The organism is Nocardia sp. NPDC047654 (genome assembly GCF_043205035.1).
Classification (GTDB): Bacteria; Actinomycetota; Actinomycetes; order Mycobacteriales; family Mycobacteriaceae; genus Nocardia.
The window spans coordinates 699,844-724,863 of record NZ_JBIDDF010000001.1; the positions used below are offsets into that span (position 1 = coordinate 699,844).

Consider the following 25,020-nt stretch of genomic DNA (forward strand, 5'->3'; position numbering starts at 1 on the left):
CGAGCGAACTCAGCGGTTGCTGACGGCGCCTTCGGCGGCCTCGGCCCACTCCCGCCACTGCTTGGCCTGCTCCAGCGCCTTCTCCGCGTCGCGCGCGTTGCCCGCGGCCTGCGCTTTCGCCGCCTGCTCCTCGAACTGCGCGACGCGCTCGCGGAACTGGGCGGCGCGGGCCATCGCCTCGGGGTCGGTGCGCCGCCACTGCGCGTCCACGGCGTCGCGCACGCGCTTCTCGATCGCCCGCAGCTTGCCTTCCAGTTCCTGCATGCGCTCGCGCGGAACCTTGCCGATGGCGTCCCACTTCTCCTGGAGCTCGCGCAGCGCGCTGCGGGCCACTTCCAGATCGGCGGACGGATCGATGAAGGCGTAGGCGCTCAGCAGTTCCTCTTTGGCGGTCGCGTTCTGCTCGAACTCGGCGTCGCGCTCGGAGACAGCGGCGTTGCGGGCGGCGAAGAAGACATCCTGCGCGCTCTTGAAGCGCCGCCACAGCGCCTCGTCGGCCTCGCGTGGCGCGCGACCGGCGGCCTTCCACTCGGCCAGCAGATCGCGGAAGACGCCCGCGGTGGCCACCCATTCGGTGGAGCCGGACAGTTCCTCGGCCTGCACGCACAGTTCTTCCTTGCGCGACTTCGCGGCGGCGCGTTCGCGATCCAGCTCGGCGAAGTGCGCGCCGCGGCGGCGGTTGAACGCCTCACGGGCCTTGGAGTAGCGCTTCCACAACGCGTCGTCCACCTTGCGGTCCACGCCCCGGATGGACTTCCACTCATCGAGGATCTCGCGCAGCCGATCGCCCGCGGCCTTCCACTGGGTGGACTCGGCGGCGATCTTCTCCGCCTCGGCGGCCAGCGCCTCCTTGCGCTCGGTGTGCTCGTGCCTGGCGCGTTCCTTCTCTTCCTTGGCGTGCGCGGCGGCTTCCTCGGAGTGCTCGGCGATGGCCTGCAAGCGCCGGCCCAGCCCCTCGATGTCCCCGATCACCGCGGCGGTCGGCAGCGACTCGGCCAGCGCCACGGCGGCGGCCTTCGTCTTGCGCGCGTCCGCACCCGCGGCCAGCCGCGCCTCCAGCAGGGCGACCTCGGTGGCCAGGTCGTCGAACCGGCGGCCGAAGTGGGCCAGACCCTCCGTGGCGTCGCCGGCCTGCCACGAGCCGACCTGGCGTTCGCCCTCGGGGGTCTTCACCCAGGCGGTGCCGTCCTCATCGACCCGGCCCCACAGGCTCGGATCGGAGACGGTGGGGACCACGACGGGATGGGGATGCTGCTGGGCGGGGCCCGGGGCGGGTTTTACCGCGTGCGGCTTGGGCGGTGGAATCGAGCGGCCCGGTTTCGGGGCACCGGAAGAACGGGGCATCTTGCCGGGGCCGGCTTTCGCGGTTCCGTTGCTGTCGGTCATGTTTCCTCGTCCCTGCCGCGCGTCACGGCTGCCTGGTTACGCCCTAGCTCATCCCATTCAACCCGGTCCGAGCCCTTGTGACCATCGACCCATGCCTTCCCGAGGAGGAATCCCGGGGGTTTCCAACCCCTGATGACCTGGGTTGTAGCTCCTCGAACACTATCAATCCCGGCGGTATTTCCGGCAGAGACACTCGAAGCCGGGCGGTACCGGTGGTCCCGGCAACGACTACGGTTACGACGTGTTCTCCGTCGCCGCTCTCGTTCCGTCGCCACCCGTGCTGGTCCCCGAGCTGTGCGGCGGCGTGGCGGACGCGGCGGGAGCAGGCGATCCGGACCCGCGCGCGGTGCTGCGGTCCGCCGTGCTCGACGCCGTACGCGCCTTCGCCGCCGTGGCGCAGCGCTGGACGGTGCTCGGCGTCGGCGCAGGTGAGAGCACGTTCGGTCCGGAGACCGCGGGCACGTTCCGCGGATTCGGCGCGGACGTGCGCGTCGGGCTCTCCGGCGCGGCGGTCGCCGCAGCGCAGCGGGCCGATGCCGGCCTGCCGTTGGCCGTGCTGATCGGGGGATGGCTACGCGGGCAGGTCGCCCCGAGCGCGACCGCCGAGGCGCGCATCGTCGCCGCGGACGCGACGGCGGAGCACTGCCGCGAGGCCGGGGCGAAGCTGCGCGCCGATCTGGACGGCGATGCCGCGCCGCGCGGTGTGCTGGTCGTCGCCGACGGCGCCGCGACACTGTCCACCAAGGCGCCCGGCTACCTCGACGAACGGGCGCGGCCGGTGCAGGACCGGCTGGACCACGCCCTGAGCACGGGGGATCGCGCCGCGCTGCGGGCACTCGATCCCGGCCTGTGCGCCGAACTGAGCCTCTCGGGACGCGCCGCCTACCAGGTGCTGGCCGGGCTGTTCCTGGCCGACCCGCTGGTCGAGACGCGGTACTGCGATGCCCCGTTCGGGGTCGGTTACCACGTGAGCATCTGGCGGCCCGCGGAAGGCGTGGCGCCGTGACCGATTCCGGCATCACCCCGATCGCGGTGGTCGGTCCCACCGCCACCGGCAAATCCGATCTCGCCCTCGATCTGGCCGAACGGCTAGGCGGCGAGATCGTGAACATCGACGCCATGCAGCTCTACCGCGGCATGGACATCGGCACCGCGAAGCTGCCGCTCGCGCAGCGCCGGGGCATTCCGCATCACCAGCTCGACGTGCTCGACGTGACGGATACCGCGTCCGTGGCCGCCTATCAGACGGCGGCAAGCGCGGACGTCGTCGCGATCATGGGGCGCGGCCGGGTGCCCGTCATCGTGGGCGGTTCGATGATGTACGTCCAGGCGCTGCTGGACGAGTGGGAGTTCCCGGCCACCGATCCGGCCGTCCGGGCGCGCTGGGAGGCGATGCTCGCCGAGCGGGGTGTCGCGGCCGTGCACGCGGCGCTGCGCGCGGCCGATCCGGTGGCCGCGGCCACCATCCTGCCCACCGACGGCCGCCGCATGGTGCGGGCGCTCGAGGTCGTCGAACTCACCGGACGGCCGTTCGCCGCCTCGGCGCCGACCATCGGGCCGCCGCGCTGGGGCACCGTCATCATCGGTGTGGACCGGGAGACCGCGGCCTTGGACGAGCGCATCGAGCGGCGCACCGCGGCGATGTTCGAGGGCGGGCTGGTCGAGGAGGTGCGTGGCCTCATCGAGCACGGCCTGCGCGAGGGCGTCACGGCGCGGCGCGCTATCGGCTACGCACAAGTCCTGGCCTATCTGGACAACGAATACGACCTGAACCACGCTCAGGAACGCACCCTGATCGGTACCCGGCGCTACGTGCGCAGGCAACGCTCCTGGTTCCGGCGCGATCCTCGGGTGCGGTGGGTGGACGGCGCCGCGCCGGAACCGGCCGCGAGGGCGCTGGCCCTGCTCGAAGAGAAAGAACGGACTCCGCAGTGACCCGACGTGTGAGCACGCGCAACGCCTCCGTCCAGGTGTGGCAGGCATATCTCAACAACCGCACCAAGCGTCATCGCGACGGTCGTTTCCTGGTGCAGGGGGTGCGTCCGATCACGCAGGCCGTGGCCAACGACTGGCCGCTGGAGACGTTGTTGTACCGCCTCGGCGGCCCGGAGCTGTCGAGCTGGGCGCGCGAAGTGCTGGACACCAGCAGCGTTCCGCAGGTCGGCCTGGTGCCCGAGCTGATGGCCGAACTCGGCGAGAAGTCCGGGGGGATACCGGAACTCGTGGCGGTCGCGGAGTCGCGGCAGCCCGAGCTGGATACCTTCGAGCCGGGTGAGCCAGGGGAGGACGCGCCGGTGGTCGTGGTGTTCGACCGGCCCAACTCGCCGGGCAATCTCGGCACCCTGATCCGCTCGGCCGACGCGTTCGGGGCCTGCGGCGTCATCGTCACCGGGCACGGCGCCGACCAGTACGACCCGCAGGCCGTACGGGCCTCGACCGGTTCGCTGTTCGCCGTGCCGGTGATCCGCGCCGCCGGGCCCCCGCAGGTGCTGGAGTTCCGCAACCGGCAGGTGCGCCGTGGCATTCCGACCCGCATCGTGGGGACCGACGAGCACGCCCCGCACGCCGCCTACGACTACGACTTCACCGACGCGACCATCCTGGTCGTCGGCAACGAGACCAGCGGGATGAGCGCCGCCTGGCAAGCGGCCTGCGACGACATGGTGTACATCCCGATGGGCGGCACGGCCAGCTCGCTGGGGGCGCCCTCGGCGGCCGCGGTGGCGCTCTACGAAATTTCCCGGCAGCGCCGGACGTTTGCCAAGTGACGACGAGATAGGGAGACATCGCACGTGCCGGATATCGAGTTCACCAAGGGCCACGGCACCCAGAACGATTTCGTGGTGCTGCCGGACCAGGGGGCCGACCTGGCGCTGACGGCCGCGCGGGTCGGCGCGCTCTGCGATCGCCGCCGCGGCCTCGGCGCGGACGGCGTGCTGCGGGTCGCGCGCACCGGTGCGCTGCTGGCCGCCGGGGTACTCGCGGAGATCCCGGCAGGCGTCGGCGCCGACGACTGGTTCATGGACTACCGCAACGCCGATGGTTCGATCGCCGAGATGTGCGGCAACGGCGTGCGCGTGTTCGCCCACTACCTGAGCGTGTCGGGACTGGAGAACCGCGACAGTTTCGTCGTCGGCAGCCGCGCCGGCGCGCGCCCGGTGACGGTGCATGCCGGGAACTCGGTGACCGGCGACGTCACCGTCGGTATGGGGCCGGTGCGCGAACTCGGCGCGTCCACCGCGACCCTCGCGGGCTGGGCGCTGCCCGGCATCGGCATCGACGTCGGCAATCCGCATCTGGCCTGCGTCGATCCGGGGATGTCCGCGGACGCGCTCGGGAAGCTCGACCTGACCGTGGCGCCCGGCTTCGATCCGGACCTCTTCCCGCACGGGGTGAACGTCGAGATCGTCACCGCGCTGGACGCCGATGGTTCGGTCGACATGCGGGTCTACGAGCGCGGTGTGGGCGAAACCCGTTCCTGCGGAACGGGAACCGTCGCCGCGGCCGCCGCGGCGCTGGCCGCCGACGGCTTCCGGATCGCCGCGGACACCGGCCGGGTGACGGTCCGGGTGCCCGGCGGTGAGCTGACCGTCGGGCTGGAGCGCGGCTCGGCGTGGCTGCGCGGGCCGTCGGTTCTGGTGGCCGCGGGCCGCCTCGCCGGATCGTGGTGGGACGGGCTGTGAGCGCCGCCCCGCGATAACCGCGTGCGTGCTGCGGTGATGTCGTGGCAGCATGGATGGTGTATGAGGAAATCAGAGACGTATGAATTCACTCCGGCCGACGCGAACGATCGCGCTGCCGAGGCGGCCGACGACGCCGTGACCGGCGACGACGCGGTGACCGGCGACGTGGTCGCCGAGCACGCAGCGCGAATGCACCGGTCCGGCTGGTCGGCCGATCCCACCGTGGGCGAGCTGCAACTGGAGGACCGCAGCTCGCTGCGGCGTGTGGCGGGCCTGTCCACCGAGCTCGCCGACATCACCGAGGTCGAGTACCGGCAGCTGCGCCTGGAGCGCGTCGTGCTGGTCGGTGTCTGGACCGCGGGTACCGCCGCGCAGGCCGAGGCGAGCATGGCCGAGCTGGCGGCGCTCGCCGAGACCGCGGGCTCCGAGGTGCTCGAAGCGCTGATCCAGCGCCGCGACCGGCCGGATCCGGCCACCTACATCGGCTCCGGCAAGGCCGAGGAGTTGCGCTCGGTCGTGCTGGAGACCGGCGCCGACACCGTCATCTGCGACGGCGAGCTCACTCCGGCGCAGCTGACCGCCCTGGAGAAGGTGGTCAAGGTCAAGGTGGTCGACCGGACCGCGTTGATCCTGGACATCTTCGCCCAGCACGCCACCTCCCGGGAGGGCAAGGCACAGGTCTCGCTGGCCCAGATGGAGTACATGCTGCCCAGGCTGCGCGGTTGGGGCGAGTCGATGTCCCGGCAGGCCGGTGGCCGCGCGGGCAGCAACGGCGGCGTGGGTCTGCGTGGCCCCGGTGAGACCAAGATCGAAACCGACCGTCGTCGCATCCGTGAGCGCATGGCCAAGCTGCGCCGGGAGATCCGGGAGATGAAGACCGCGCGCGACACCATGCGGGCGCGCCGCAACTCCAGCGGCATCCCGTCCGTCGCGATCGTCGGCTACACCAACGCAGGCAAGTCGAGCTTGATGAACAAGCTCACCGGCGCGGGCCTGCTGGTCCAGGACGCGCTGTTCGCCACCCTCGATCCGACCACCCGCCGGGCGGAGCTGGACGACGGGCGCGAGGTCGTCTTCACCGACACCGTCGGCTTCGTGCGGCATCTGCCCACGCAACTGGTCGAGGCGTTCCGCTCCACTTTGGAGGAGGTGACCGGCGCCGATCTGCTGCTGCACGTGGTGGACGGTTCCGACGCACTGCCCGCCGAGCAGATCAAGGCCGTCCGCGAGGTGATCACGGACGTGATCAAGGAATCCGGCACGCCCGCCCCGCCGGAGCTGCTGGTGGTCAACAAGACCGACGCGATGGGGCCGACCGAGCTCACCAACCTGCGCGCGCTGCTGCCGGACGCGTCGTTCGTGTCCGCGCGCAGCGGTCGTGGCATCGACGCGCTGCGTGAGCGGCTCGCCGAAATGCTCGGCGGGCTGGACGTGGAGATCAGCGTGCTGCTGCCGTACACACGCGGCGACCTGCTCGCCCGCATCCATGCCGACGGCCGCATCTTCGACTCCCACCATGAGGAGGGCGGAACCCGCGTTCACGCGCGCGTCCCGCACGCCTTGGCGGCCGCCCTGTCGGAGTACGCGCACGCGGGCACGGGGGAGTCCGGCGAGTAAGCCTCTGGGTGCGAGGACTCGGTCCAGCGCCAGCGGGCGGCGGTGGACGCCGCCGGTGGTCGCCTGTGCCGCGTCACGTGTGCGCAAGTCAGCCCGGGACGCTCCGGCCGCAGTCGCGCGGCTGCCGCAGGGCTTCCGTGCGGTGGAGTGGGCCTCGGTATGGGCGCCTCGGCGGGGCGATGACTTGCGAGTTCGCGACGGGCTTGCTGGGACGATGAACGAGCTGGTCGCTCGACCAAATGGGCGTGTCGCGATATGACGCGCACATCCGGTGCGACGCAGTCGATTTCGTTGCGCTATCGTCATCGAATCGACACCAGGAGGGTTCATGTCGGACGCCCGCTCCGATTCCCGCACCCGGCGCTCCGGCGCCGTGCGCAGCGCCGATCCGGCGCTCACCGACGGTGCGCCCCTGTCGGTCGCGCTGACCGACACCGATGTGCGGGTGATCGACACCCTGCTCGCGCCGCTGCGCGCGTGGACCAGCCCGCGTTTCTACGGCCTGGAGAACATCCCCGCCGACGGCCCGGTGCTGCTGGTCGGTAACCACAACCTGCTGGGCGGCATCGACGCGCCGATGCTGCTGCCCGAGGTGCTGCGCCGCCGCGGCCGCCTGATCCGCGGTCTCGCCGAGAACGTGCTGATCAATGTGCCCGGTATACGTCACCTGCTGCACCACTACGGCGCGGTGCGCGGGACTCGGTCCAACTGCCTGGCCCTGCTGCGGCGTGGCGAGGCCGTGATGGTGTTCCCCGGTGGCGGCCGGGAGGCGGTGCGCCGCAAGAACGAGAAGTACCTGCTGAAGTGGGAAGGGCGCAGCGGCTTCGCGCGCATGGCCATCGAAGCGGGCGCGCCCATCGTCCCGGTCGCGATGATCGGCGTCGACGACGCCTTCGACATCGTGGTGGACGGCGACCATCCGATCCTGCGCCCGCTGCGCTGGACCGTGGAAGCGCTCGGCCTCAGCCGCGATCTCACCCCGCCGCTCATCCGCGGAGTCGGTCCCACCATGATCCCGCGGCCGGAGCGCTTCTATTTCTCCGCGGGCGCGCCCATCGACCCGGCGCCCTGGCGCGACGCGGGCGACATGCACGCCGCCGCGGTCGAATTCCGCGACGTGGTGCGCAAGGCGCTGGAGGAGGAGATGAACTTCCTCTTCGCCGAACGGGCGCGGGACCAAGGCCGCACCCTGGTGGGTCGTGTGCGGGGTTGGCTGAATCTCTGACGGTTCGCTGTCCGGTCTGCACCGGCTCTCGATCCGGTGACTGCCGATCCGACCGAGCCGGGGCATAGGGTCGCTCCGGTGTAGTCGCCGCCGAGCGGGGACGAAGTCGACGTCGGATGCACGCCGAGTCCGGTCGGTACGACCGGTTCGTGGCGCCGATGCCATGTGTCCAGCGGCTCGATCGGCGGGTCAGCCCGTCGGACGCAGCTGGATGTGATTGCGCCGCGTGATGGCGCCGGAGTGGGATCGGTCCACGCCTCCGTGATGCTCCAGTTGTCGCGGGGCCGAGTGGCACAGAAGGCGTCGGTGACGGTGGGGCGGCCGTGGCGGACCGGTTGCGCATCAGAGGCCTTCAGCGCGCCCGCTCACGCAGGTCTTCCGCATGGGTGGGCTGGTTCGAGTGTTCGCCGCCGACCGGCGCGGGCTATGGCGCTCTCGGCGGAATGAGCCGGTAGCGGCCAGGCCCGAGCTGCCGCGTAGCGGCCGCCGGACCGGTGATCGGCCGGCCTCGCCGAAGAATCGGGTGGAATCCAGCGATGCCCGGCGTTGTCGTCCCCGGCCGTTCCCAGACCCCCGACCGTTTGCGGGGAATCTCGCCTGCTGATCCCGACCCGTACCGCCGCTCCTGGTGAGACCATGGTTCTGGCCCCAGAAGTGAACAGGGATTCTCCTTCCAGGTACGGTATGGGCAACGACTGGTCGGTGTGGACCGGCCGGTGTGGTCACTAGGAGGTTGGCGTGGAACGCACACTGTTCGAACCCGAACACGAACTGTTCCGGGAGTCGTTCCGCAAGTTTCTCGATCAGCACGTCGCGCCGAACCACGCGAAGTGGGAGGAGCAGGGCATCGTCGACCGAGCGGTCTGGCTCGAGGCGGGCAAGCAGGGCTTTCTCGGCATGGCCATGCCGGAGCAGTACGGCGGCGGCGGGGTGAAGGATTTCCGCTACAACGCCATCGTCTCGGAGGAGTCGGTGCGCGGCCAGTACTCCGGTCTCGGCTTCTCGCTGCACAACGATGTGATCGCGCCTTACCTGCTCGAACTGGCCAACGAGGAGCAGAAGCAGCGCTGGTTGCCCGGTTTCTGCGCGGGCGAGATCATCACCGCGATCGCGATGACCGAACCGGGCACCGGTTCGGATTTGCAGGGCATCAAGACCCGCGCGGTGCGCGACGGGGACGACTGGATCCTCAACGGCGCCAAGACCTTCATCACCAACGGCATCAACTCCGACATCGTGATCGTGGTGGCGCAGACCGACCCGGAGAAGGGCGCGATGGGCTTCAGCCTATTGGTGGTCGAGCGCGGCATGCCCGGCTTCGAGCGCGGCCGCAACCTGGACAAGCTCGGCCTCAAGGCCCAGGACACCGCCGAGCTGAGCTTCACCGACGTGCGCGTGCCCGGCAAGAACCTGCTCGGCACCGAGGGTCTTGGCTTCATCCACCTCATGCAGAACCTGCCGCAGGAACGGCTGTCGATCGCCGTCATGGCGGCGGCGGCCATGGAGTCCTGCCTGGACATGACCGTCCAGTACGTCCGCGACCGCAAGGCGTTCGGCAAGCCGATCGGCGCGCTGCAGAACACCCGCTTCGTGCTCGCCGAACTGGCCACCAAGACCACCGCCGTGCGCCTGATGGTGGACAAATTCATCGAACTGCTCAACGAGGGCAAGCTGACCGCCGAGGACGCGGCGATGGCCAAGTGGTGGAGCACCGAGGAGCAGCTCGACCTGATCAACCGCTGCCTGCAACTGCACGGCGGATACGGCTACATGAAGGAATACCCGATCGCGAAGGCCTACATGGACGCTCGCATCCAGACCATCTACGGTGGCACCACCGAGATCATGAAGGAGATCATCGGGCGGAGTCTGAAACTCTCCTGACAGCGCGCGGGGTTTCCGCTCGGGCCGCCGTCCACCGTCGGCCCGGGCATCGCCTGGGGCACAATCGCCTCCCGAGGTGTCGGCGGACTCGACGTCCGTTCATCACCCGAAGTGGAGGAGATGCGATGCCGAGTCTGGCCAACCAGGTCGTGCGCGGATATTTGAAGGCGACGCGCGCCAACCGGGTATTCATCGACGTCGGCGCGGCGAGGGAGCGGGTTCGCGATCTGAGCCTGCGGCCCCGGCGTTACGGTCCGCCGCGCCGGCTGCGCGCGGATGTGGCGATCACGGTGGACCGTCGCGGCGGCTGGCCGGTCTACACGCTGACTCCGCGCGGGCAGCGGCCTCGGGGGAATGTCGTGTACGCGCACGGTGGCGGCTGGGTGCACGAGATCGCACCGCAGCATTGGGCGCTGTGCGCGGCCGTCGCCGCGGAAACCGGTGCGGCCGTGACTGTCGCGATCTACCCGCTGATTCCGTTCGGGACGGCCGCGCAAGTCGTCCAAGGCTTCGTCGAGCTGGTGCTCGCGAACCGGGAAACCTACGAGAACGTCTGTTTGGCGGGGGATTCCGCCGGTGGGCAGATCGCTCTGTCGGCCGCGGTGGTGTTGCGGGACGAGCATCGGGTGCGGCTGCCGGGCACCGTGCTGATCGCACCCGCCCTCGATCTCTCGCTGAGCAATCCGGAGATACCGGTCGTGCAGCCCCGGGACCCGTGGCTGGGCGTCGCGGGGACTCGGGTGCTCATCGAGCACTGGCGGGGCGACCTGGAGATCGCCGACCCGAGGGTCAGCCCGCTCGCCGCCGACCTGCGCGGGCTCGGTCCGCTGACGGTCTTCTGCGGCACCGACGACATCCTGCACCCGGACACGCGCCTGCTGGTGGACGCGGCACGTCGCGCCGGAGTAACGGTGGACTACCACGCCGGGCAGGGGCTGCCGCATGTCTATCCACTGACGCCGACCCCCGAAGGACGGGCCGCCCGCAGGATCGTCATCGAACGTCTGCGCAGCGCACTCGGGGGTTGAGCGAATCCCCAGTCGATATCGCCCCTGACAGGGCGCGGTAGTCAGACGCGAGTGGGCAGGGTTACGACGAAGCAGGCGCCGCCGGCCGTGCCGTCGACAACCCGGATGGCGCCCCCGTGGCGTTCGACGACATCGCGGACGATGGCCAGGCCCAGACCCGCGCCGCCTTCGTCGCGGCTGCGCGCGTCGTCCAAGCGGACGAACCGCTGGAAGATGCGCTCGCGATCGGCGGGCGGCACACCCGGGCCGTCGTCGCCGACCGACAGCGTCGCCCGCCCGTCGGCGCTGCGCTGCACGGCTACCCGCACGATGCTCGCGGCATGCCGCTGGGCGTTGTCGACGAGGTTGCCCAGGACGCGCGCGAGCTGGGTACGGCTGCCGGTGACCGCGACGGCGTCCTCCGGTGTCGCGATCTCCACGGCCACCCGGTCGCCCGCACGGTGCTCCAGTTCGTCGCGAACCAGGACCGTCAGGTCCACGCGATCCGCACGCGGTTGCTCGCCCGCGTCGAGCCGGGCCAAGAGCAACAGGTCGGCCGCGAGGTGTTCCAGCCGGATGGTGTCGCCGATCAGGCCGTCCAGTTCCAACAGGTCGGGGTGGGCCTGGGTTACCTCGAGCTGGGTGCGCAGGCTGGCGATGGGGCTGCGCAATTCGTGGGCGGCGTCGGCGATGAATCGGCGCTGGCGCTCCCCGGATTCCTCCAGCGCGGCGAGCGTGGCGTTGGTGGTGGTCGCCAGCCTGCCGATCTCGTCGCGGGAGCCCGGTTCGGGCACGCGCCGGGACAGATCGCCGTCCATGATCTCGGCGAGCTGCCTGCGGATCGCCTCCACCGGGCGCAGGGCGCGCCTGGTGACCAGCCAGGTCACCAGGGCGACCAGGGCGAGCAGCGGCGGCAGGCCGATCAGCATCGCCTGCCGCGCGTCCGCCACCGCGCTGTCGGCGGTCTCCAGCGAGGAGCCCGCGTAGACGGTGGCGGGTTGCCCGCCGGGGGCGGTCACCGCGAGGGCGGCGACCCGGAACGGCTGCGGGCCGTCCTCGGTGTCCACCGTCAGCCGTACGTCGCCGAATTCCGCGTCGGCCGTCGTGGGGTCCGCGCTCGGGGAGGGGCTTTCGTCGTCGTCCGATTCCCCCTCGTCCTCTGCGTCGTCCTCGTCGTCCTCGTCGTCTCGGTCCTCGGAGGCCTTCGCGAGGGGCCCGAAGTCGGCCATCGGAGGTTTCCCCGCGAGTTCGTCGGCGGCCGCGAGGACTCGGCGGTCGATCGAAACGATCTGCACCGGTCGATCTTCGGCGTCCGGAAGCGACAATCGCGCGAGGTCGGCGCCCGAGGCGAGCTGGGTCGCCACGTCGCGCGCGGTGGTCTCCGCCTGCAATTCGGCGCTGTGCACCAGGTTGTGCCGCAGCACCGCCAGCACCGTGAGCCCGGCGGCCGTCAGCGCCACCGCGACGACCGCCGTCGCCGCGACCGTGGTGCGCGTGCGGACCGATCGCCACCACGCACGCTTGCTCCGCTCAGGCACGGTCGGCTGCCAGCCGGTATCCGGCGCCGCGGACGGTGGTGATCGTCCGGCGCCCGAACGGCGCGTCGATCTTGCGGCGCAACGTGCTGATGTAGACCTCGACGATGTTCGGATCGCCGTCGTAGGCGAAATCCCAGACGTGGTGCAGGATATCGGCTTTCGACACCACCTCCCCGGCGCGGACGGCCAAGTGCTCGAGCACGGCGAACTCCTTGGCGGTGAGCGTCACATCCTGCGAGCCGCGCCGGCAGGTCCGGGTGCCCGGGTCCACGATCAGGTCGCCGACGCGCAGCACCCGTGCTCCGCCGCGGGTTCGGCGGCGCAACAGGGCGCGAATGCGGGCCAGCAGCACGAGGTAGGAGAACGGCTTGCTGAGGTAGTCGTCCGCTCCGGTGTCCAGCCCCTCAGCCTCGTCGTATTCGCCGTCTTTCGCGGTCAGCATGAGCACCGGTGTCTCGTGGCCCCCGGCGCGCAGCGCGGCGCAGACCCGGTAACCGTTCATGCCGGGCAGCATGATGTCGAGGATGATCAGGTCGTAGTCGGTGGTGGTCGCCAGGTGCAGCCCCTCGGCGCCGTCGTGCACCACATCCACGGCGAATCCCTCGGCCGACAAGCCTTTTGCCAGTGTGAGAGCCAGACGTTTCTCGTCCTCCACGATCAGCAGACGCATCCACCAAGAGTGGCAGACCGATCCTGAAACCGTCTTCAGGTGTCTTCAGCTCGCCTTCAGTTCCGTGCGTCACCGTAGTCGCATTCGAATCAGCACTCCCGCAGGAGGTTTCGCATGACAACCGTTTTCCGCCGTGCCTACGCCGGTCTTCGCTGGCTCCTCGTCGGCACGGCCGTCGCGGCCGTCGTCGTCGGTCTCAGCGCGGCCCTGGCCGCTGTCGCCACCGGCGGGCCGGACGATCACACCGTCGCCTTCCGCTCGTCCGCGGGGGACTGGTCGCTGGTGGCCGACACCGGGATCAGCAGGCAGCAGGCGATCGACACGGCGGTGCGGGCCGTGCCCGGCGGGCGGGTCCGGTCCACCGAACTCGACTCCGATCGCGGCACCCCGGTCTGGGAGGTCGAGCTCACCACGCCCGCGGGCGTGCGGTACGACATGACGATCGATGCGCACCCCGGCGCGGTCCACAGCGCGATCGACCACGACTGAGCTCCCGCGGCGGCGCAGGTGTGACGGGTCGGTGCTCGGGTAAGCAGAAGATGTTTGCTGCCGGGCGAGCGGGGATCCGGAGGGGGATCCCGGCCGTGGCTTCACCGATAGCACGCCCCGGCCGGCGTCGTGCGTAACGCCATGAAGATGCGTTCGCCGAGCATCGTGGATTGGGTCCGCGCCACGATTGCCCGGGAGTAGCCTCAAGGTTGTCCGCTCGAGGAATCGAGGTCGCGATGCACGAGATGGCCATCACGCAGAGCGTCATCGACGCCGTCTGCGAGCACGCGGCGGGCCGGCGGGTGCACTCCGTCACCGTCGAGGTCGGCGCGCTGTGCGCCGTCGTGCCCGAGGCCATGCGGTTCTGTTTCGAAGTCGCGGCCGAGGCGACGGTAGCCGAGGGCGCGCAGCTGGTCTTGGTGGAGATCCCCGGCGTAGGGGCGTGCCGGACCTGCGGAGCCGAGTTCCGGCTGCCCGACCCGATCCTGCTGTGTCCCTGCGGCAGCGCCGATGTCGAGATCCGCTCCGGGCGCGAGCTGCGTATCCGATCCATGGAGGTGAGTGAGGCATGTGCGCAACCTGCGGTTGCGGCGACGACGCCGCCGCGCTGATTCGCGTCCCGCACGACCACCAGCACTCCGAGGCGCACGACCACGCCCATGAGCACCCCCATCCCCATGAGCACACGCACGGTCCGGACGCCGACCACGTCCACGTGCCCGCCACCGAGACCGTCAGCCTGGAACTGAAGGTGCTGGCCAAGAACGACGAACTGGCGCAACGCAACCGGGCCTGGCTGGCCGAGCGCGACATCGTCGCGCTCAACATGACCAGCTCGCCGGGCGCGGGCAAGACCAGTCTGCTGGAACGCACCATCCGCGAGTCCGGCCGGACTCCGATCGCGGTGATCGAGGGCGACCAGGCGACATTGCTCGACGCCGAACGGATCCAGGCCACAGGGTGCCGGGTCGTGCAGGTCAACACCGGCGCGGGATGTCACCTCGACGCCGAGATGATGTATCGCGCGCTGGAGAAGCTCGACCCGGCGCCGGGCACGCTGCTGTTCGTCGAGAACGTCGGCAATCTGGTCTGCCCGGCGCTGTTCGACCTGGGGGAGCGGGAGAAGGTGGTCGTCATCTCGGTGACCGAGGGGACCGACAAACCGCTGAAGTATCCGCACATGTTCCAGGCGGCAGGACTGGTGTTGGTGAACAAGACCGATCTGCTGCCGTATGTCGATTTCGATCTGGACCGATGCCGGGAGTACATCCATTCGATACATCCCGGCGTCGAGGTCCTTCCGCTGTCCGTGAGCAGCGGTGCAGGCCTGTCTACCTGGTATGACTGGCTGGCCGGGCGGCGTCGCGCGGCCGGTTCGGCGGCTCTTGAGGAAGCCGCCGGGCGCGCTTAAGGTGAAGTGATCAGGATCACATCTACGGGTGACCCCTTCTTCGAGAAAGGTGAGATTCGGCCCCCGGTGGTCCGCTGCGGAAGGTGGCGAGACATGCCCACTCAGGAAGCAGTACGAGCCGAAGAAACGCTGATCCACGTCCTCTGGATCAACGCCGGACTCAGTTGTGACGGTGATTCGGTCGCCTTGACGGCGGCCACGCAGCCGAGCATCGAAGAAATCGCTCTCGGCGCCCTGCCCGGTCTGCCCAAGATCGCCGTGCACTGGCCGCTCATCGACTTCGAGTGCGGCCCGAACGGCGGCGCCGATGATTTCCTGGAGTGGTTCTTCAAGGCCGACCGCGGGGAACTCGAGCCGTTCGTTCTGGTGGTCGAGGGCTCGATTCCGAACGAGCAGATCAAGGAAGAGGGCTATTGGTGCGGGTTCGGCAACAATCCCGCCACCGGTCAGCCCATGACGACCAGCGAATGGCTGGATCGTCTCGCGCCGAAAGCCACGGCCATCGTGGCGGCGGGCACCTGCGCGACCTACGGCGGCATCCACGCGATGGCGGGCAACCCGACCGGCGCGATGGGCGTGCCGGATTATCTCGGCTGGGACTGGAAGAGCAAGGCGGGTATTCCGATCGTGTGTGTGCCGGGCTGCCCGATCCAGCCGGACAACCTGTCGGAGACGCTCACCTATCTGCTCTACATGGCGACCGGACAGGCGCCGATGATCCCGCTCGACGAGGCGTTGCGGCCCAAGTGGCTGTTCGGGGCGACCGTGCACGAGGGCTGCGACCGGGCGGGCTACTACGAGCAGGGTGAGTTCGCCACCGAGTACGGCTCGCCGAAATGCATTGTGAAGCTCGGCTGCTGGGGGCCCGTGGTCAAGTGCAACGTCCCCAAGCGCGGCTGGATGAACGGCCTGGGTGGCTGCCCGAACGTCGGCGGAATCTGCATCGGCTGCACCATGCCGGGCTTCCCGGACAAGTTCATGCCGTTCATGGACGAACCACCCGGCGGGAAGTTCTCGTCCAGCGCATCGGGGCTCTACGGATCGGTGATCCGCAGCCTCCGTCACATCACCGGACGCACCGTCGACAAGGAGCCGCACTGGCGGCACCGGGGCCGGAAGCTGGAGACCGGCGCGACCCGCACTTGGTAGGAGGATCTCTGATGACACAGATCATCCCGGAGCCGTCGCACCGGACGATCGAGCCGGACCGTCTCGTCGAGATGGCGTGGGACCCGATCACCCGCATCGTCGGCAGCCTCGGCATCTACACCAAAATCGACTTCGAGAACCGGGAGGTGGTCGAGTGCCACAGCACCTCGTCCATCTTCCGCGGCTATTCGATCTTCATGAAGGGCAAGGACCCGCGCGACGCGCACTTCATCACCAGCCGCATCTGCGGCATCTGCGGTGACAACCACGCCACCTGTTCGTGCTACTGCCAGAACATGGCCTACGGCGTGCGCCCGCCGCACCTCGGCGAGTGGATCGTGAACCTGGGCGAAGCCGCCGAGTACATGTTCGACCACAACATCTTCCAGGAGAACCTGGTCGGCGTGGACTACTGCGAGAAGATGGTCTCCGAGACCAACCCGGGCGTGCTGGCCAGGGCGGAGAACACCGAGGCGCCGCACGCGGGCGACCACGGGTACCGCACGATCGCCGACATCATGCGGGCGCTCAACCCGTTCACCGGTGAGTTCTACCGGGAGGCGCTACAGGTCAGCCGGGTCACCAGGGAGATGTTCTGCCTGATGGAAGGCAGGCATGTCCACCCGTCGACGCTGTATCCCGGTGGACCGGGCACGGTCGCGACGATTCAGTTGATGACCGATTACCTGTCCCGCCTGATGCGCTATGTGGAGTTCATGAAGAAGGTCGTGCCGATGCACGACGACCTGTTCGACTTCTTCTACGAGGCGCTGCCGGGCTACGAGAAAGTCGGTCTGCGGCGCACGCTGCTGGGTTGCTGGGGCTCGTTCCAGGACCCTGAGTTCTGCAATTTCGAGTACAAGGACATGGCCGACTGGGGCCGCAAGATGTTCGTCACACCCGGCGTCGTGGTCGACGGCAAACTGCTGACCACCTCCCTGGTCGACATCAACTTGGGCCTGCGGATTCTGCTGGGCAGTTCGTACTACGAGGACTGGACCGATCAGGAGATGTTCGTGAAGAGCGATCCGCTGGGCAACCCGGTGGACCGGCGCCATCCTTGGAACCAGCACACCAACCCCAGGCCGCAGAAGCGAGACCTGGACGAGAAATACAGCTGGGTGATGTCGCCACGCTGGTTCGACGGCACCGACCACCTCTCGCTGGACACCGGGGGCGGCCCGCTGGCCCGGCTGTGGTCTACGGCGCTGGCCAACCTGGTCGACATCGGGTACGTGAAGTCGACCGGGAACAGCGTGCAGATCAACCTGCCCAAGACCGCGCTCAAAGGCCCGGTCACGCTGGAGTGGAAGATCCCGGTGCACGGCAGCAACACCCTCGAGCGCAACCGCGCGCGCACCTATTTCCAGGCGTACGCGGCGGCCTGCGCGCTGCACTTCGCGGAGAAGGCGATGGCGGAGATCCGGGCCGGCCACACCAAGACCTGGGAGAAGTTCGAGGTCCCCGAGGAAGGCATCGGCTGCGGTTTCACCGAGGCGGTGCGCGGCGTGCTGTCGCATCACATGGTGATCCGGGACGGCAAGATCGCCAACTACCACCCGTATCCGCCGACGCCGTGGAATGCCAGCCCGCGCGACAGCTACGGCACGCCCGGCCCCTACGAGGACGCGGTGCAGGGCCAGCCGATCTTCGAGGAGAACGACCGCGAGCACTTCAAGGGCATCGACGTCATGCGCACGGTGCGCAGTTTCGATCCGTGCCTGCCGTGTGGCGTGCACATGTACCTCGGCAACGGAAAGTCGCTGGAGAAACTGCACTCACCGACGCAGACGCTCACCCCCGAGTGAGTCCGCGTCGGGCGAAACGACCGGAGGTGACGGTGGAGGATCGCCCGCACGACCAGGACGACGCGACATTCGGTGAGGCCCGGTGGCGGGAAGCCGGCGATCGCATCGAGACCTTGCTCGAGGCGAGTTCGGCGGGCGGTGCGCTCGCCCGCGAGCGCGCCGAGCAACTGGTGCGCGAACTGGTCGGACTCTACGGCGCGGGGCTGACCCGCGCGGTCGCGCTGCTCGACGCGGACGCGGTCGAGCGGTTGGCCCGCGACGATCTGGTCGCCAGCCTGCTGCTCGTGCACGGGTTGCATCCGCACGATGTGTCCACCCGGGTGCGCACCGCGCTGGACAGCGTGCGCCCCTACCTCGGTTCGCACGGCGGCGATGTCCACCTGGTCGACATCGTCGACGGGGTGGTCCGCTTGGAACTGGCGGGTAGCTGTAAGAGCTGTCCGTCCTCGTCGGTGACGCTCGAACTGGCCGTCGAGGACGCGGTGCGGGCGGCGGCGCCGGAAATCGAGTCAATCGAAGTCGTTGCCGCGCAGACGGAGTCGGCGGGGGTGATCTCCGCCGACTCGCTGTTCTCCCGCGTGCGCGCGGACGGCGCACGGTCCGGCAACTGGGTCGCGGTCCCCGAACTGGCCGAGTTGAGCGCGGGCGAGGTGGGCGGTTTCGACGTCGCCGGGCTGACCGTGCTGGCCTGCCGGGTGGGCGAGGAACTGTACGCCTACCGGGACCACTGTCCCGGGTGCGACGGCTCGCTCGCGGGCGCGGTGCTGGAACGGCGCGTGGGATTCCCGGCCGGTGACGCGGTGCTGCGGTGCCCCACCTGCCGGGCGCACTACGACGTGGTGCACGCGGGCGCCCGGGTCGACGGCGACGGGCATCTCGAGCCGCTTCCCGTGCTCGTGCGATCCGGCGAACTGTCGGTGGCGGTGCCGGTGGGGGTGCACGGGTGAGCACACCGTTTCGCGCGCTCCAGCGAATCGCCGCCGACCGCGGGCCCGCTCCCCGGCCCGGCGAACGGTGCGAGATGTGCGCGGAGCCGATCACCGAGCAGCACCGGCACGTCGTGAACGTCGAAGGCAGACAGCTGATGTGCGTGTGCCGCGGCTGCTATCTGCTGTTCGTCGACCAGAACGCGGCGCTGCGCTATCGAGCGGTGCCGGATCGGTATCTCGCGTTCCCCGATTTCACGATCAGCCGGGCGGAGTGGGACGCGTTGGAGATCCCGGTGAGCCTGGCCTTCTTCTTCCGCAATTCCGCGCTGGAGCGGACGGTGGCGTTCTATCCCGGGCCCGCGGGCGCGACGGAATCGGAATTGCCGCTGGAGCAATGGAACGCGATCCTGCACCGGCATCCCGAGCTGGATGTGCTCGCTGCCGACGTGGAAGCGCTGCTCATCCGGGTGCCCGACCGCCGCGCCGAGCAGGCGGCCTGCCTGCTGCTGCCGATCGACGCCTGTTACGAGTTCGTCGGCCGGATGCGGCTGCTGTGGCACGGCTTCGACGGCGGTCAGGACGTGCACCGGTATCTGGAACAGTTCTTCGCCGAGGCGTCGGCGCGCGCGAGAGCCGGGGGTGCGGCATGAGCCCGGTGTACTCGACGACGTTCGCCGTGCTCGAGATGAGACCCGAGCCGTATGCCGTCGCGCCGATCCTGTCCGCGCGCGTCGGCATCGCCGCGCTCGCGGAGGAACCCGTGCACGCCATCGCCTTGCGCGCACAGGTGCGCATCGAGCCGTTCCGCCGCGGCTACTCCGACGAGGAGGCCGCGGGCCTGGTCGATCTGTTCGGCCCTCGCGAACGGTGGCACGAGACCCAGCGTTCGTTTCTCTGGATGCACTGCGCCACCATGATTCCGGGTTTCACCGGCGGCGCCGAAGTGGATCTGCCGATGCCGTGCACCTACGACTTCGAGGTGACCGGGTCGAAATACCTGCACGCGTTGCGCGACGGTGTGGTTCCGCTGCTCTTCCTGTTCAGCGGAACCGTATTCATCCGAGGCAGTACCGGATTCGCCATCCAGCAGATCCCGTGGGACCGCGAGGACAAGTTCGAGATGCCCGTGTCGGTGTGGCAGAACCTGATGGCCGCGTACTTCCCGAATTCCGGGTGGGTGCGGCTGCACAACGACACCCTCCGTGCGCTCGCCGCCTACAAGTCCGGCCACGGGCTGCCCGGTTTCGATGACGCGGTGACCCGCCTGCTGACCAGCACCGAGGAGACGCCGTGACGACCGCCGACGCCCGCGCCCGCGCTCGTGCCGTTGCCGACGCGGTGCTCTACGAGGGCTACTTGCTCTACCCCTACCGGGCCGACGCACGCAAGAACCAGTCGCGATGGCAGTTCGGTGTGCTGGGGCCGCGCGGAGCCGCCGCCGCAGGGCTCGGTGAGGAGCAGGCACTGTCGGCGCAGTGCCTGGTCGCTCCCGGCGAACATCCGGAGATCACCCTGACCGTCCGGTTCCTCCAGCTCCAGCGCCGCCAAGTGATGGACGGGGGCGGCGCGTCCGTCGCCGAGTGGTCCGACGGCGAGCGGTCGTGGCTGTCCTGGGACGAGGCGGTCGAGCAGGAGGTCGTCATCGGCCCGGTCCCGCCGGGCCGCCTCGTGCGGCCGCTGGACATCCCGGGCGGCCGCGACACCGAGGAGATCGCCACGGCCGCCGCCCCCGGGCGAGGCACGTTCGTGCGGACCCGGCTGCCGCTGGCGGGCGAGCTGGAACTCGCGGCCGACCGGGACGACGGCTTCGCGCGGCTGACCGTCATCCTGCGCAATGTGGGGGAACCCGCGACCGACCAGCGCGACGCCATCGCCCGCTCGCTGATCGGCGCGCACGTCATCGTGGAGATCACCGGCGGCGAATTCGTCTCGCTGCTGGAGCCGCCTCCGGAGGCGGTGGCCGCGGCCGCCCGCTGCGATCGGTACCGCTGCTTCCCGGTGCTCGCGGGGCCGCCCGGCGACTACAGCATGCTGCTGATCTCGCCGATCATCCTCTACGACCATCCGGAGATCGCGGAGCAGAGCGAAGGCGCGCTGTTCGACTCCACCGAGATCGACGAGATCCTCACGCTGCGGATCCTCACGATGACCGACGCGGAGAAGGCACGGGCGCGGGCCACCGATCCGCGCGCGGCGGAGATCATCGACCGCTGCGAAGCCATGTCACCCGACGCGATGCGGCAGCTGCACGGGGTGCTGCGCGACCCCCACGCCGAAGGCCCGGGACTGATCCCGGAGATCCCCGAAGGCCTCGATTGGTGGGATCCGTCGGCCGACGAGGCCGTACGCCCCGACCTCGACGCGGTGCCGGTCGCGGGCGTGCTCGTGCGCAAGGGCAGCAGGGTCCGACTGCATCCGTCGCGGCGGGCCGACGCACAGGATCTGTTCTTCGACGGCCGGTGCGCCCGGGTCGTCTCGGTCCACGAGGACGTGGACGGGCAGGCGCACGTCGGGGTCGTGCTGGACGACGACCCGGCGGCCGAGTTGCACGAATGGTACGGCCGCTACCTGTATTTCGCCCCCGACGAAGTGGAGCCGCTGGACGGCACCGAGAAGTGAAAGGAAGTCCGCTATGGAAACCGTGGGAGTGGTGTCGACAACCGTCGTCGCCGTGCTGGTGGCGGCGGGAGTGTATCTCGGCGTGCGCTCGATCCCGGATCTGCGGCGATACCTCAAGATCCGGCACATGTAGCGGCCGACGGAAAGGAGCATCATGGCTGAGCATCGCGAAGAGCCGCAATCGGCACGGGGCGCGCCGGGTTCGCGCGACACCGGCGCGCACGTCGCGGCCGGGGGTCCGGCGGATCGGGAGCCGGGGCGCATCGATCACGAGGAAATGACCTCCGCGCACTCCGACGACACCAAGAAGGGCACCGAGTTCACCTCGGAAGCGCCGTCCGGCACCGAATCGGCGACGCCGCCCTACGACGAGCGCAAGGAGACCGCCAACGCCCCCTCCGAGACGGCGACCGGGAAGGTCGACGACGCCCGGGTGGGCGGCGCGACAACGCCGACCGAGGAAGAGGGGTGAATCCACGGGCGCGGTGCTGATCGCCGGGATCGGCAACATCTTCCTCGGCGACGACGGATTCGGACCCGAGGTGGTGCGGCGGTTGCCGCTCCACCCCGACCCGGGCGTGCGCGCGGTGGACTACGGGATCCGCGGCATGCACCTCGCCTACGACCTGCTCGATCCCTGGGACGCGCTGGTGCTGATCGACGCGCTGCCCGATCGCGGCGCACCCGGCCGGATCGAGGTGTTCGCCGCCGCGGCGGAGGACACCGGCGCCGCGCATCTCGACGCGCACGCGATGAGCCCGGACGCGGTCTTCGCCGGAGTACGGGCTCTGGGCGGTGCGCTCCCGCCCACCGTGGTGATCGGCTGCCAGGTCGCCTGCGTGGCGGAGGGCATCGGTCTGTCCGAGCCGGTCGCCGCGGCGGTGGACGAGGCGGTGGCGGCCGTGGGCGGTGTGCTCGCCGAGTTGCTGTCCGCCGGAGCACCCGATGGTTCCGAGCCGCTGCGGCGGGCCACAGCGCGACAGGAGGACTGACGATGTGTCTGGGCATCCCGGGACGCGTGCTGGCGATCCCCGACGGCTACCACGGCCAGATCGCGCTGGTCGAGGTGTCCGGCGAGCAGCGGAAGGTGAACATCGGCCTGCTCGACGAGGATCCGGCCCGGCCGGGTGACTGGGTGATCATCCACATGGGTTTCGCGGTGGAGAAGACCGACGAGGCCGGGGCCACGGCGGCGCTGGACGGGTTGCGCTTGCTGCAACGCGGAGACCTGCCATGACCACCCAGCGGCTGCGGCGTCGTCTGCTCGTGCGCGGTGTGGTCCAAGGGGTCGGGTTCCGCCCGTTCGTCTACACCACCGCCGCCGAGTTGTCCCTGTCGGGCAGCGTCGGCAACGACAGCAGCGGCGTCGTCATCGAAATCGAGGGTGCGCCGCCGGATCTGGACCGGTTCGCCGAGCGGCTGCGGCTGCGCCCGCCGCCGCTGGCGGTGGTCGAGTCGGTCGAGCAGGCCGACATCCCGGTGCGCGGCGGCACCGGCTTCCGCATCGCGGATACCACCCGCGACGGGGGCGGCCGCACGCTGGCCTCTCCCGATGTCGCGATCTGCGCCGACTGCGAACGCGAGTTGCGCGATCCCGGCGACCGCCGCTATCGCCATCCGTTCGTCAACTGCACCAATTGCGGTCCGCGTTTCACCATCATCGCGAGCCTGCCCTACGACCGCGAGCGGACGTCGATGGCCGACTTCGTCATGTGCGGCCGGTGCGCGCGGGAGTACGCCGATCCCGCCGACCGCCGCTTCCACGCGCAACCGATCGCCTGCCCCGACTGCGGTCCCACGCTCGCGTATACCGGACCGGGAGCCGGTGCGCCGCTGACGGCCGCGCGGCAGCTGCTGCGCGCGGGCGGCATCCTGGCCGTCAAAGGCATCGGCGGATACCACTTGGCCTGCGACGCCACCGACGAAACGGCCGTGGCGCAGTTGCGCGGACGCAAACGCCGCGGGGACAAGCCGTTCGCCGTGATGGTGCCGGATCTCGCAACGGCGAGGGCCATCGTCGCCGTCGACGACGCCGCCGCGACGCTGCTGACCAGCCCGGCTCGCCCGATCGTGCTGCTCGCTCGCCGGTCCGCGGCCGGGGCATCCTCCTCTTTCGCAGCCGGTTCGATCCGCGCCGCTCAGCCGGGTGAAGACACCGTGTCGGTGGGCGCGGCGCGGGCGTGCCGCCCGATCCCGGCTCCCTCGGTGGCACCCGGCAACCCGGACCTGGGCGTCATGCTCGCCTACACCCCGCTGCATCTGTTGCTCTTCGGTCTGCCCGGCGACCTGCCCGGCCCGCAGGTGCTGGTGATGACCTCCGGCAACCTCGGCGGCGAGCCGATCTGCTACCAGGACGAGGACGCCCGCACCCGGCTGGCCGGGCTGGCCGACGGCTGGCTGACGCACAACCGGCGCATCCTGGTGCCCTGTGACGACTCGGTGGTGCGTTCGCTCGACGGCCACGAACTGCCCGTCCGGCGCTCGCGCGGGTACGCGCCGCTGCCGCTGCTGCTGCCGGTTCCGCTGCCGCCGACGCTCGCCGTCGGCGCCGACCTCAAGAACACGTGCGCGGTGGCCGACGGTCGATACGCCTGGCTGAGCCAGCACATCGGCGACATGGACGATCTGGCGACGCTGCGCTCCTTCGACGCGGCCCAGCGCCACCTCGCGGAACTCACCGGGGTGCGGCCCGCCCAACTGGTCGCCGACGCGCATCCCGGCTACCGCTCCACCGCGTGGGCGCGCAGGCACGCGGGTGAGCGAGCCGTGTACACCGTCCAGCACCACCACGCGCACATCGCCGCCGTCATGGGCGAGCACGGACTCGGCGCGAGCGACCAGGTGGTCGGCATCGCCTTCGACGGCACCGGATACGGACCGGACGCGGCGGTGTGGGGCGGTGAGGTGCTGCTCGCGGGTTACAAGGGCTATCGCCGCCTGGCCCATCTGAAATACGTGCCGCTGGCCGGCGGCGATCTCGCGGTGCGCAGGCCCTACCGCATGGCGCTGGCGCATCTGCGGTCGGCCGGGATCGAGTGGACCGAGGACATTCCGGCGGTCGCGGCATGTCCGCCCGCCGAGCGTTCGGTGCTGGCCCACCAGCTCCGGACCGGTTGGGGCTGCGCTCCCACGTCCAGCATGGGCCGGCTGTTCGACGCGGTGTCCTCGCTGTGCGGCGTGCGGCACGTCGTCGACTACGAAGCGCAGGCGGCCATCGAGCTGGAAGGGTTGTCCCGGGCGGGCGCCGAAGGCGCCACCGCATACCGGTTCCCACTGGTCGATGGTGATCCCGCCCTGATCGATCCCGCACCGGTGCTCGCGGATGTGGTCGCCGACGTGCGCGCGGGCGCACCCGCGCAGGTGGTGGGCGCCCGGTTCCACGCCGCCGTCGCCCGGCTGGTGCTCGAGCTCGCCGCTCGCTACGCCGCCCCTGCGACGGTCGTCGCCCTGTCCGGCGGCGTTTTCCAGAACGCCCTGCTGCTCGCGCGATCGTGTGCGCTGCTGCGCGACAACGGCTTCACCGTGATCACCCACCACCGACTGCCGCCCAACGACGGCGGCCTCGCGTTCGGGCAACTCCTCGCGTGCAGCGAGGGATGAGCGAA

At 70.1% G+C, this 25,020-nt stretch carries 25 protein-coding genes; 22 read left to right on the forward strand and 3 right to left on the reverse strand.

All coding sequences use genetic code 11. The features are described 5' to 3' along the window. Positions 1 to 9: 9 nt before the first annotated feature. Positions 10 to 1,386: a DUF349 domain-containing protein gene (locus ACGF7Y_RS03330; RefSeq protein ID WP_393228712.1), complete on the reverse strand. Its 1,377-nt coding sequence runs from the start codon at positions 1,384 to 1,386 to the stop codon at positions 10 to 12. Between the two features lie 241 nt (positions 1,387 to 1,627). Here ACGF7Y_RS03330 and ACGF7Y_RS03335 point away from each other — a divergent pair, with 241 nt between their 5' ends. From ACGF7Y_RS03335 to ACGF7Y_RS03370, 8 genes are all read left to right on the forward strand, one after another. Further along, on the forward strand, positions 1,628 to 2,392 hold the full coding sequence (locus tag ACGF7Y_RS03335) for a hypothetical protein (protein ID WP_393228714.1): 765 nt from the start codon (positions 1,628 to 1,630) through the stop codon (positions 2,390 to 2,392). Beyond that, positions 2,389 to 3,321 carry a tRNA (adenosine(37)-N6)-dimethylallyltransferase MiaA gene (gene miaA / locus ACGF7Y_RS03340; RefSeq protein WP_393228716.1) on the forward strand — a complete coding sequence of 311 codons (933 nt, stop codon included), beginning with the start codon at positions 2,389 to 2,391 and terminating at the stop codon, positions 3,319 to 3,321. The genes ACGF7Y_RS03335 and miaA overlap by 4 nt, the downstream gene beginning before the upstream one ends. Then, positions 3,318 to 4,154, forward strand: coding sequence for a TrmH family RNA methyltransferase (locus ACGF7Y_RS03345; protein WP_393228718.1), 837 nt, complete (start codon positions 3,318 to 3,320; stop codon positions 4,152 to 4,154). Before miaA ends, ACGF7Y_RS03345 begins: the two co-directional genes overlap by 4 nt. A gap of 33 nt (positions 4,155 to 4,187) precedes the next feature. Then, positions 4,188 to 5,069, forward strand: a complete 882-nt coding sequence (gene dapF / locus ACGF7Y_RS03350; protein ID WP_393230912.1) for a diaminopimelate epimerase — start codon at positions 4,188 to 4,190, stop codon at positions 5,067 to 5,069. A gap of 189 nt (positions 5,070 to 5,258) precedes the next feature. Beyond that, entirely contained in the window at positions 5,259 to 6,686 is a 1,428-nt protein-coding gene (hflX, locus tag ACGF7Y_RS03355) for a GTPase HflX (RefSeq protein ID WP_393230914.1), read from the forward strand. A 328-nt stretch (positions 6,687 to 7,014) separates the two neighbouring features. Further along, on the forward strand, positions 7,015 to 7,911 hold the full coding sequence (locus ACGF7Y_RS03360) for a lysophospholipid acyltransferase family protein (protein ID WP_393228720.1): 897 nt from the start codon (positions 7,015 to 7,017) through the stop codon (positions 7,909 to 7,911). Positions 7,912 to 8,649: 738 nt separating this feature from the next. Further along, positions 8,650 to 9,795 carry an acyl-CoA dehydrogenase family protein gene (locus tag ACGF7Y_RS03365; RefSeq protein ID WP_393228722.1) on the forward strand — a complete coding sequence of 382 codons (1,146 nt, stop codon included), beginning with the start codon at positions 8,650 to 8,652 and terminating at the stop codon, positions 9,793 to 9,795. 125 nt (positions 9,796 to 9,920) lie between these two features. Beyond that, positions 9,921 to 10,823 carry an alpha/beta hydrolase fold domain-containing protein gene (locus ACGF7Y_RS03370; RefSeq protein ID WP_393228724.1) on the forward strand — a complete coding sequence of 301 codons (903 nt, stop codon included), beginning with the start codon at positions 9,921 to 9,923 and terminating at the stop codon, positions 10,821 to 10,823. A gap of 41 nt (positions 10,824 to 10,864) precedes the next feature. On the opposite strand, the gene ACGF7Y_RS03375 is transcribed toward ACGF7Y_RS03370, so the two are convergent. Next, a complete protein-coding gene (locus tag ACGF7Y_RS03375; protein ID WP_393228726.1) occupies positions 10,865 to 12,340 on the reverse strand; it encodes an ATP-binding protein in 1,476 nt (491 codons plus the stop codon). Then, positions 12,333 to 13,010 (reverse strand): response regulator transcription factor, encoded by a 678-nt coding sequence (locus tag ACGF7Y_RS03380; RefSeq protein ID WP_040867915.1) that lies wholly within the window; start codon positions 13,008 to 13,010, stop codon positions 12,333 to 12,335. Before ACGF7Y_RS03380 ends, ACGF7Y_RS03375 begins: the two co-directional genes overlap by 8 nt. Before the next feature lie 114 nt (positions 13,011 to 13,124). On the opposite strand from ACGF7Y_RS03380, the gene ACGF7Y_RS03385 reads away from it, so the two are divergent. From ACGF7Y_RS03385 to ACGF7Y_RS03450, 14 genes are all read left to right on the forward strand, one after another. After that, entirely contained in the window at positions 13,125 to 13,499 is a 375-nt protein-coding gene (locus ACGF7Y_RS03385; protein WP_393228728.1) for a PepSY domain-containing protein, read from the forward strand. A 236-nt stretch (positions 13,500 to 13,735) separates the two neighbouring features. Further along, positions 13,736 to 14,110 (forward strand): hydrogenase maturation nickel metallochaperone HypA, encoded by a 375-nt coding sequence (locus tag ACGF7Y_RS03390; protein ID WP_393228730.1) that lies wholly within the window; start codon positions 13,736 to 13,738, stop codon positions 14,108 to 14,110. Continuing rightward, the gene (gene hypB / locus ACGF7Y_RS03395; protein ID WP_393228732.1) at positions 14,068 to 14,910 is read left to right on the forward strand and encodes a hydrogenase nickel incorporation protein HypB; all 843 of its coding nucleotides are present in this window, start codon (positions 14,068 to 14,070) and stop codon (positions 14,908 to 14,910) included. Before ACGF7Y_RS03390 ends, hypB begins: the two co-directional genes overlap by 43 nt. Positions 14,911 to 15,003: 93 nt before the next feature. After that, positions 15,004 to 16,059: a hydrogenase expression protein HypE gene (locus ACGF7Y_RS03400; protein WP_393228734.1), complete on the forward strand. Its 1,056-nt coding sequence runs from the start codon at positions 15,004 to 15,006 to the stop codon at positions 16,057 to 16,059. Between the two features lie 11 nt (positions 16,060 to 16,070). Beyond that, a complete protein-coding gene (locus tag ACGF7Y_RS03405) occupies positions 16,071 to 17,867 on the forward strand; it encodes a nickel-dependent hydrogenase large subunit (RefSeq protein ID WP_393228736.1) in 1,797 nt (598 codons plus the stop codon). 32 nt (positions 17,868 to 17,899) lie between these two features. Then, complete coding sequence (locus tag ACGF7Y_RS03410) at positions 17,900 to 18,814, forward strand: NifU family protein (protein ID WP_393230917.1); 915 nt, start codon at positions 17,900 to 17,902, stop codon at positions 18,812 to 18,814. After that, positions 18,811 to 19,446, forward strand: coding sequence for a DUF5947 family protein (locus tag ACGF7Y_RS03415; protein ID WP_393228738.1), 636 nt, complete (start codon positions 18,811 to 18,813; stop codon positions 19,444 to 19,446). Before ACGF7Y_RS03410 ends, ACGF7Y_RS03415 begins: the two co-directional genes overlap by 4 nt. Beyond that, the gene (locus ACGF7Y_RS03420; RefSeq protein ID WP_393228740.1) at positions 19,443 to 20,090 is read left to right on the forward strand and encodes a DUF6084 family protein; all 648 of its coding nucleotides are present in this window, start codon (positions 19,443 to 19,445) and stop codon (positions 20,088 to 20,090) included. Before ACGF7Y_RS03415 ends, ACGF7Y_RS03420 begins: the two co-directional genes overlap by 4 nt. Continuing rightward, entirely contained in the window at positions 20,087 to 21,415 is a 1,329-nt protein-coding gene (locus tag ACGF7Y_RS03425; RefSeq protein WP_393228742.1) for a hypothetical protein, read from the forward strand. The genes ACGF7Y_RS03420 and ACGF7Y_RS03425 overlap by 4 nt, the downstream gene beginning before the upstream one ends. Positions 21,416 to 21,428: 13 nt before the next feature. After that, complete coding sequence (locus ACGF7Y_RS03430; RefSeq protein WP_085994907.1) at positions 21,429 to 21,548, forward strand: DUF6893 family small protein; 120 nt, start codon at positions 21,429 to 21,431, stop codon at positions 21,546 to 21,548. 21 nt (positions 21,549 to 21,569) lie between these two features. Continuing rightward, on the forward strand, positions 21,570 to 21,887 hold the full coding sequence (locus ACGF7Y_RS03435; protein ID WP_393228744.1) for a hypothetical protein: 318 nt from the start codon (positions 21,570 to 21,572) through the stop codon (positions 21,885 to 21,887). A gap of 13 nt (positions 21,888 to 21,900) precedes the next feature. Continuing rightward, positions 21,901 to 22,407: a hydrogenase maturation protease gene (locus ACGF7Y_RS03440; protein WP_393228746.1), complete on the forward strand. Its 507-nt coding sequence runs from the start codon at positions 21,901 to 21,903 to the stop codon at positions 22,405 to 22,407. Positions 22,408 to 22,409: 2 nt separating this feature from the next. Next, complete coding sequence (locus ACGF7Y_RS03445; RefSeq protein WP_040867901.1) at positions 22,410 to 22,652, forward strand: HypC/HybG/HupF family hydrogenase formation chaperone; 243 nt, start codon at positions 22,410 to 22,412, stop codon at positions 22,650 to 22,652. Beyond that, positions 22,649 to 25,015 carry a carbamoyltransferase HypF gene (locus tag ACGF7Y_RS03450; protein WP_393228748.1) on the forward strand — a complete coding sequence of 789 codons (2,367 nt, stop codon included), beginning with the start codon at positions 22,649 to 22,651 and terminating at the stop codon, positions 25,013 to 25,015. Before ACGF7Y_RS03445 ends, ACGF7Y_RS03450 begins: the two co-directional genes overlap by 4 nt. Positions 25,016 to 25,020: the final 5 nt, after the last annotated feature.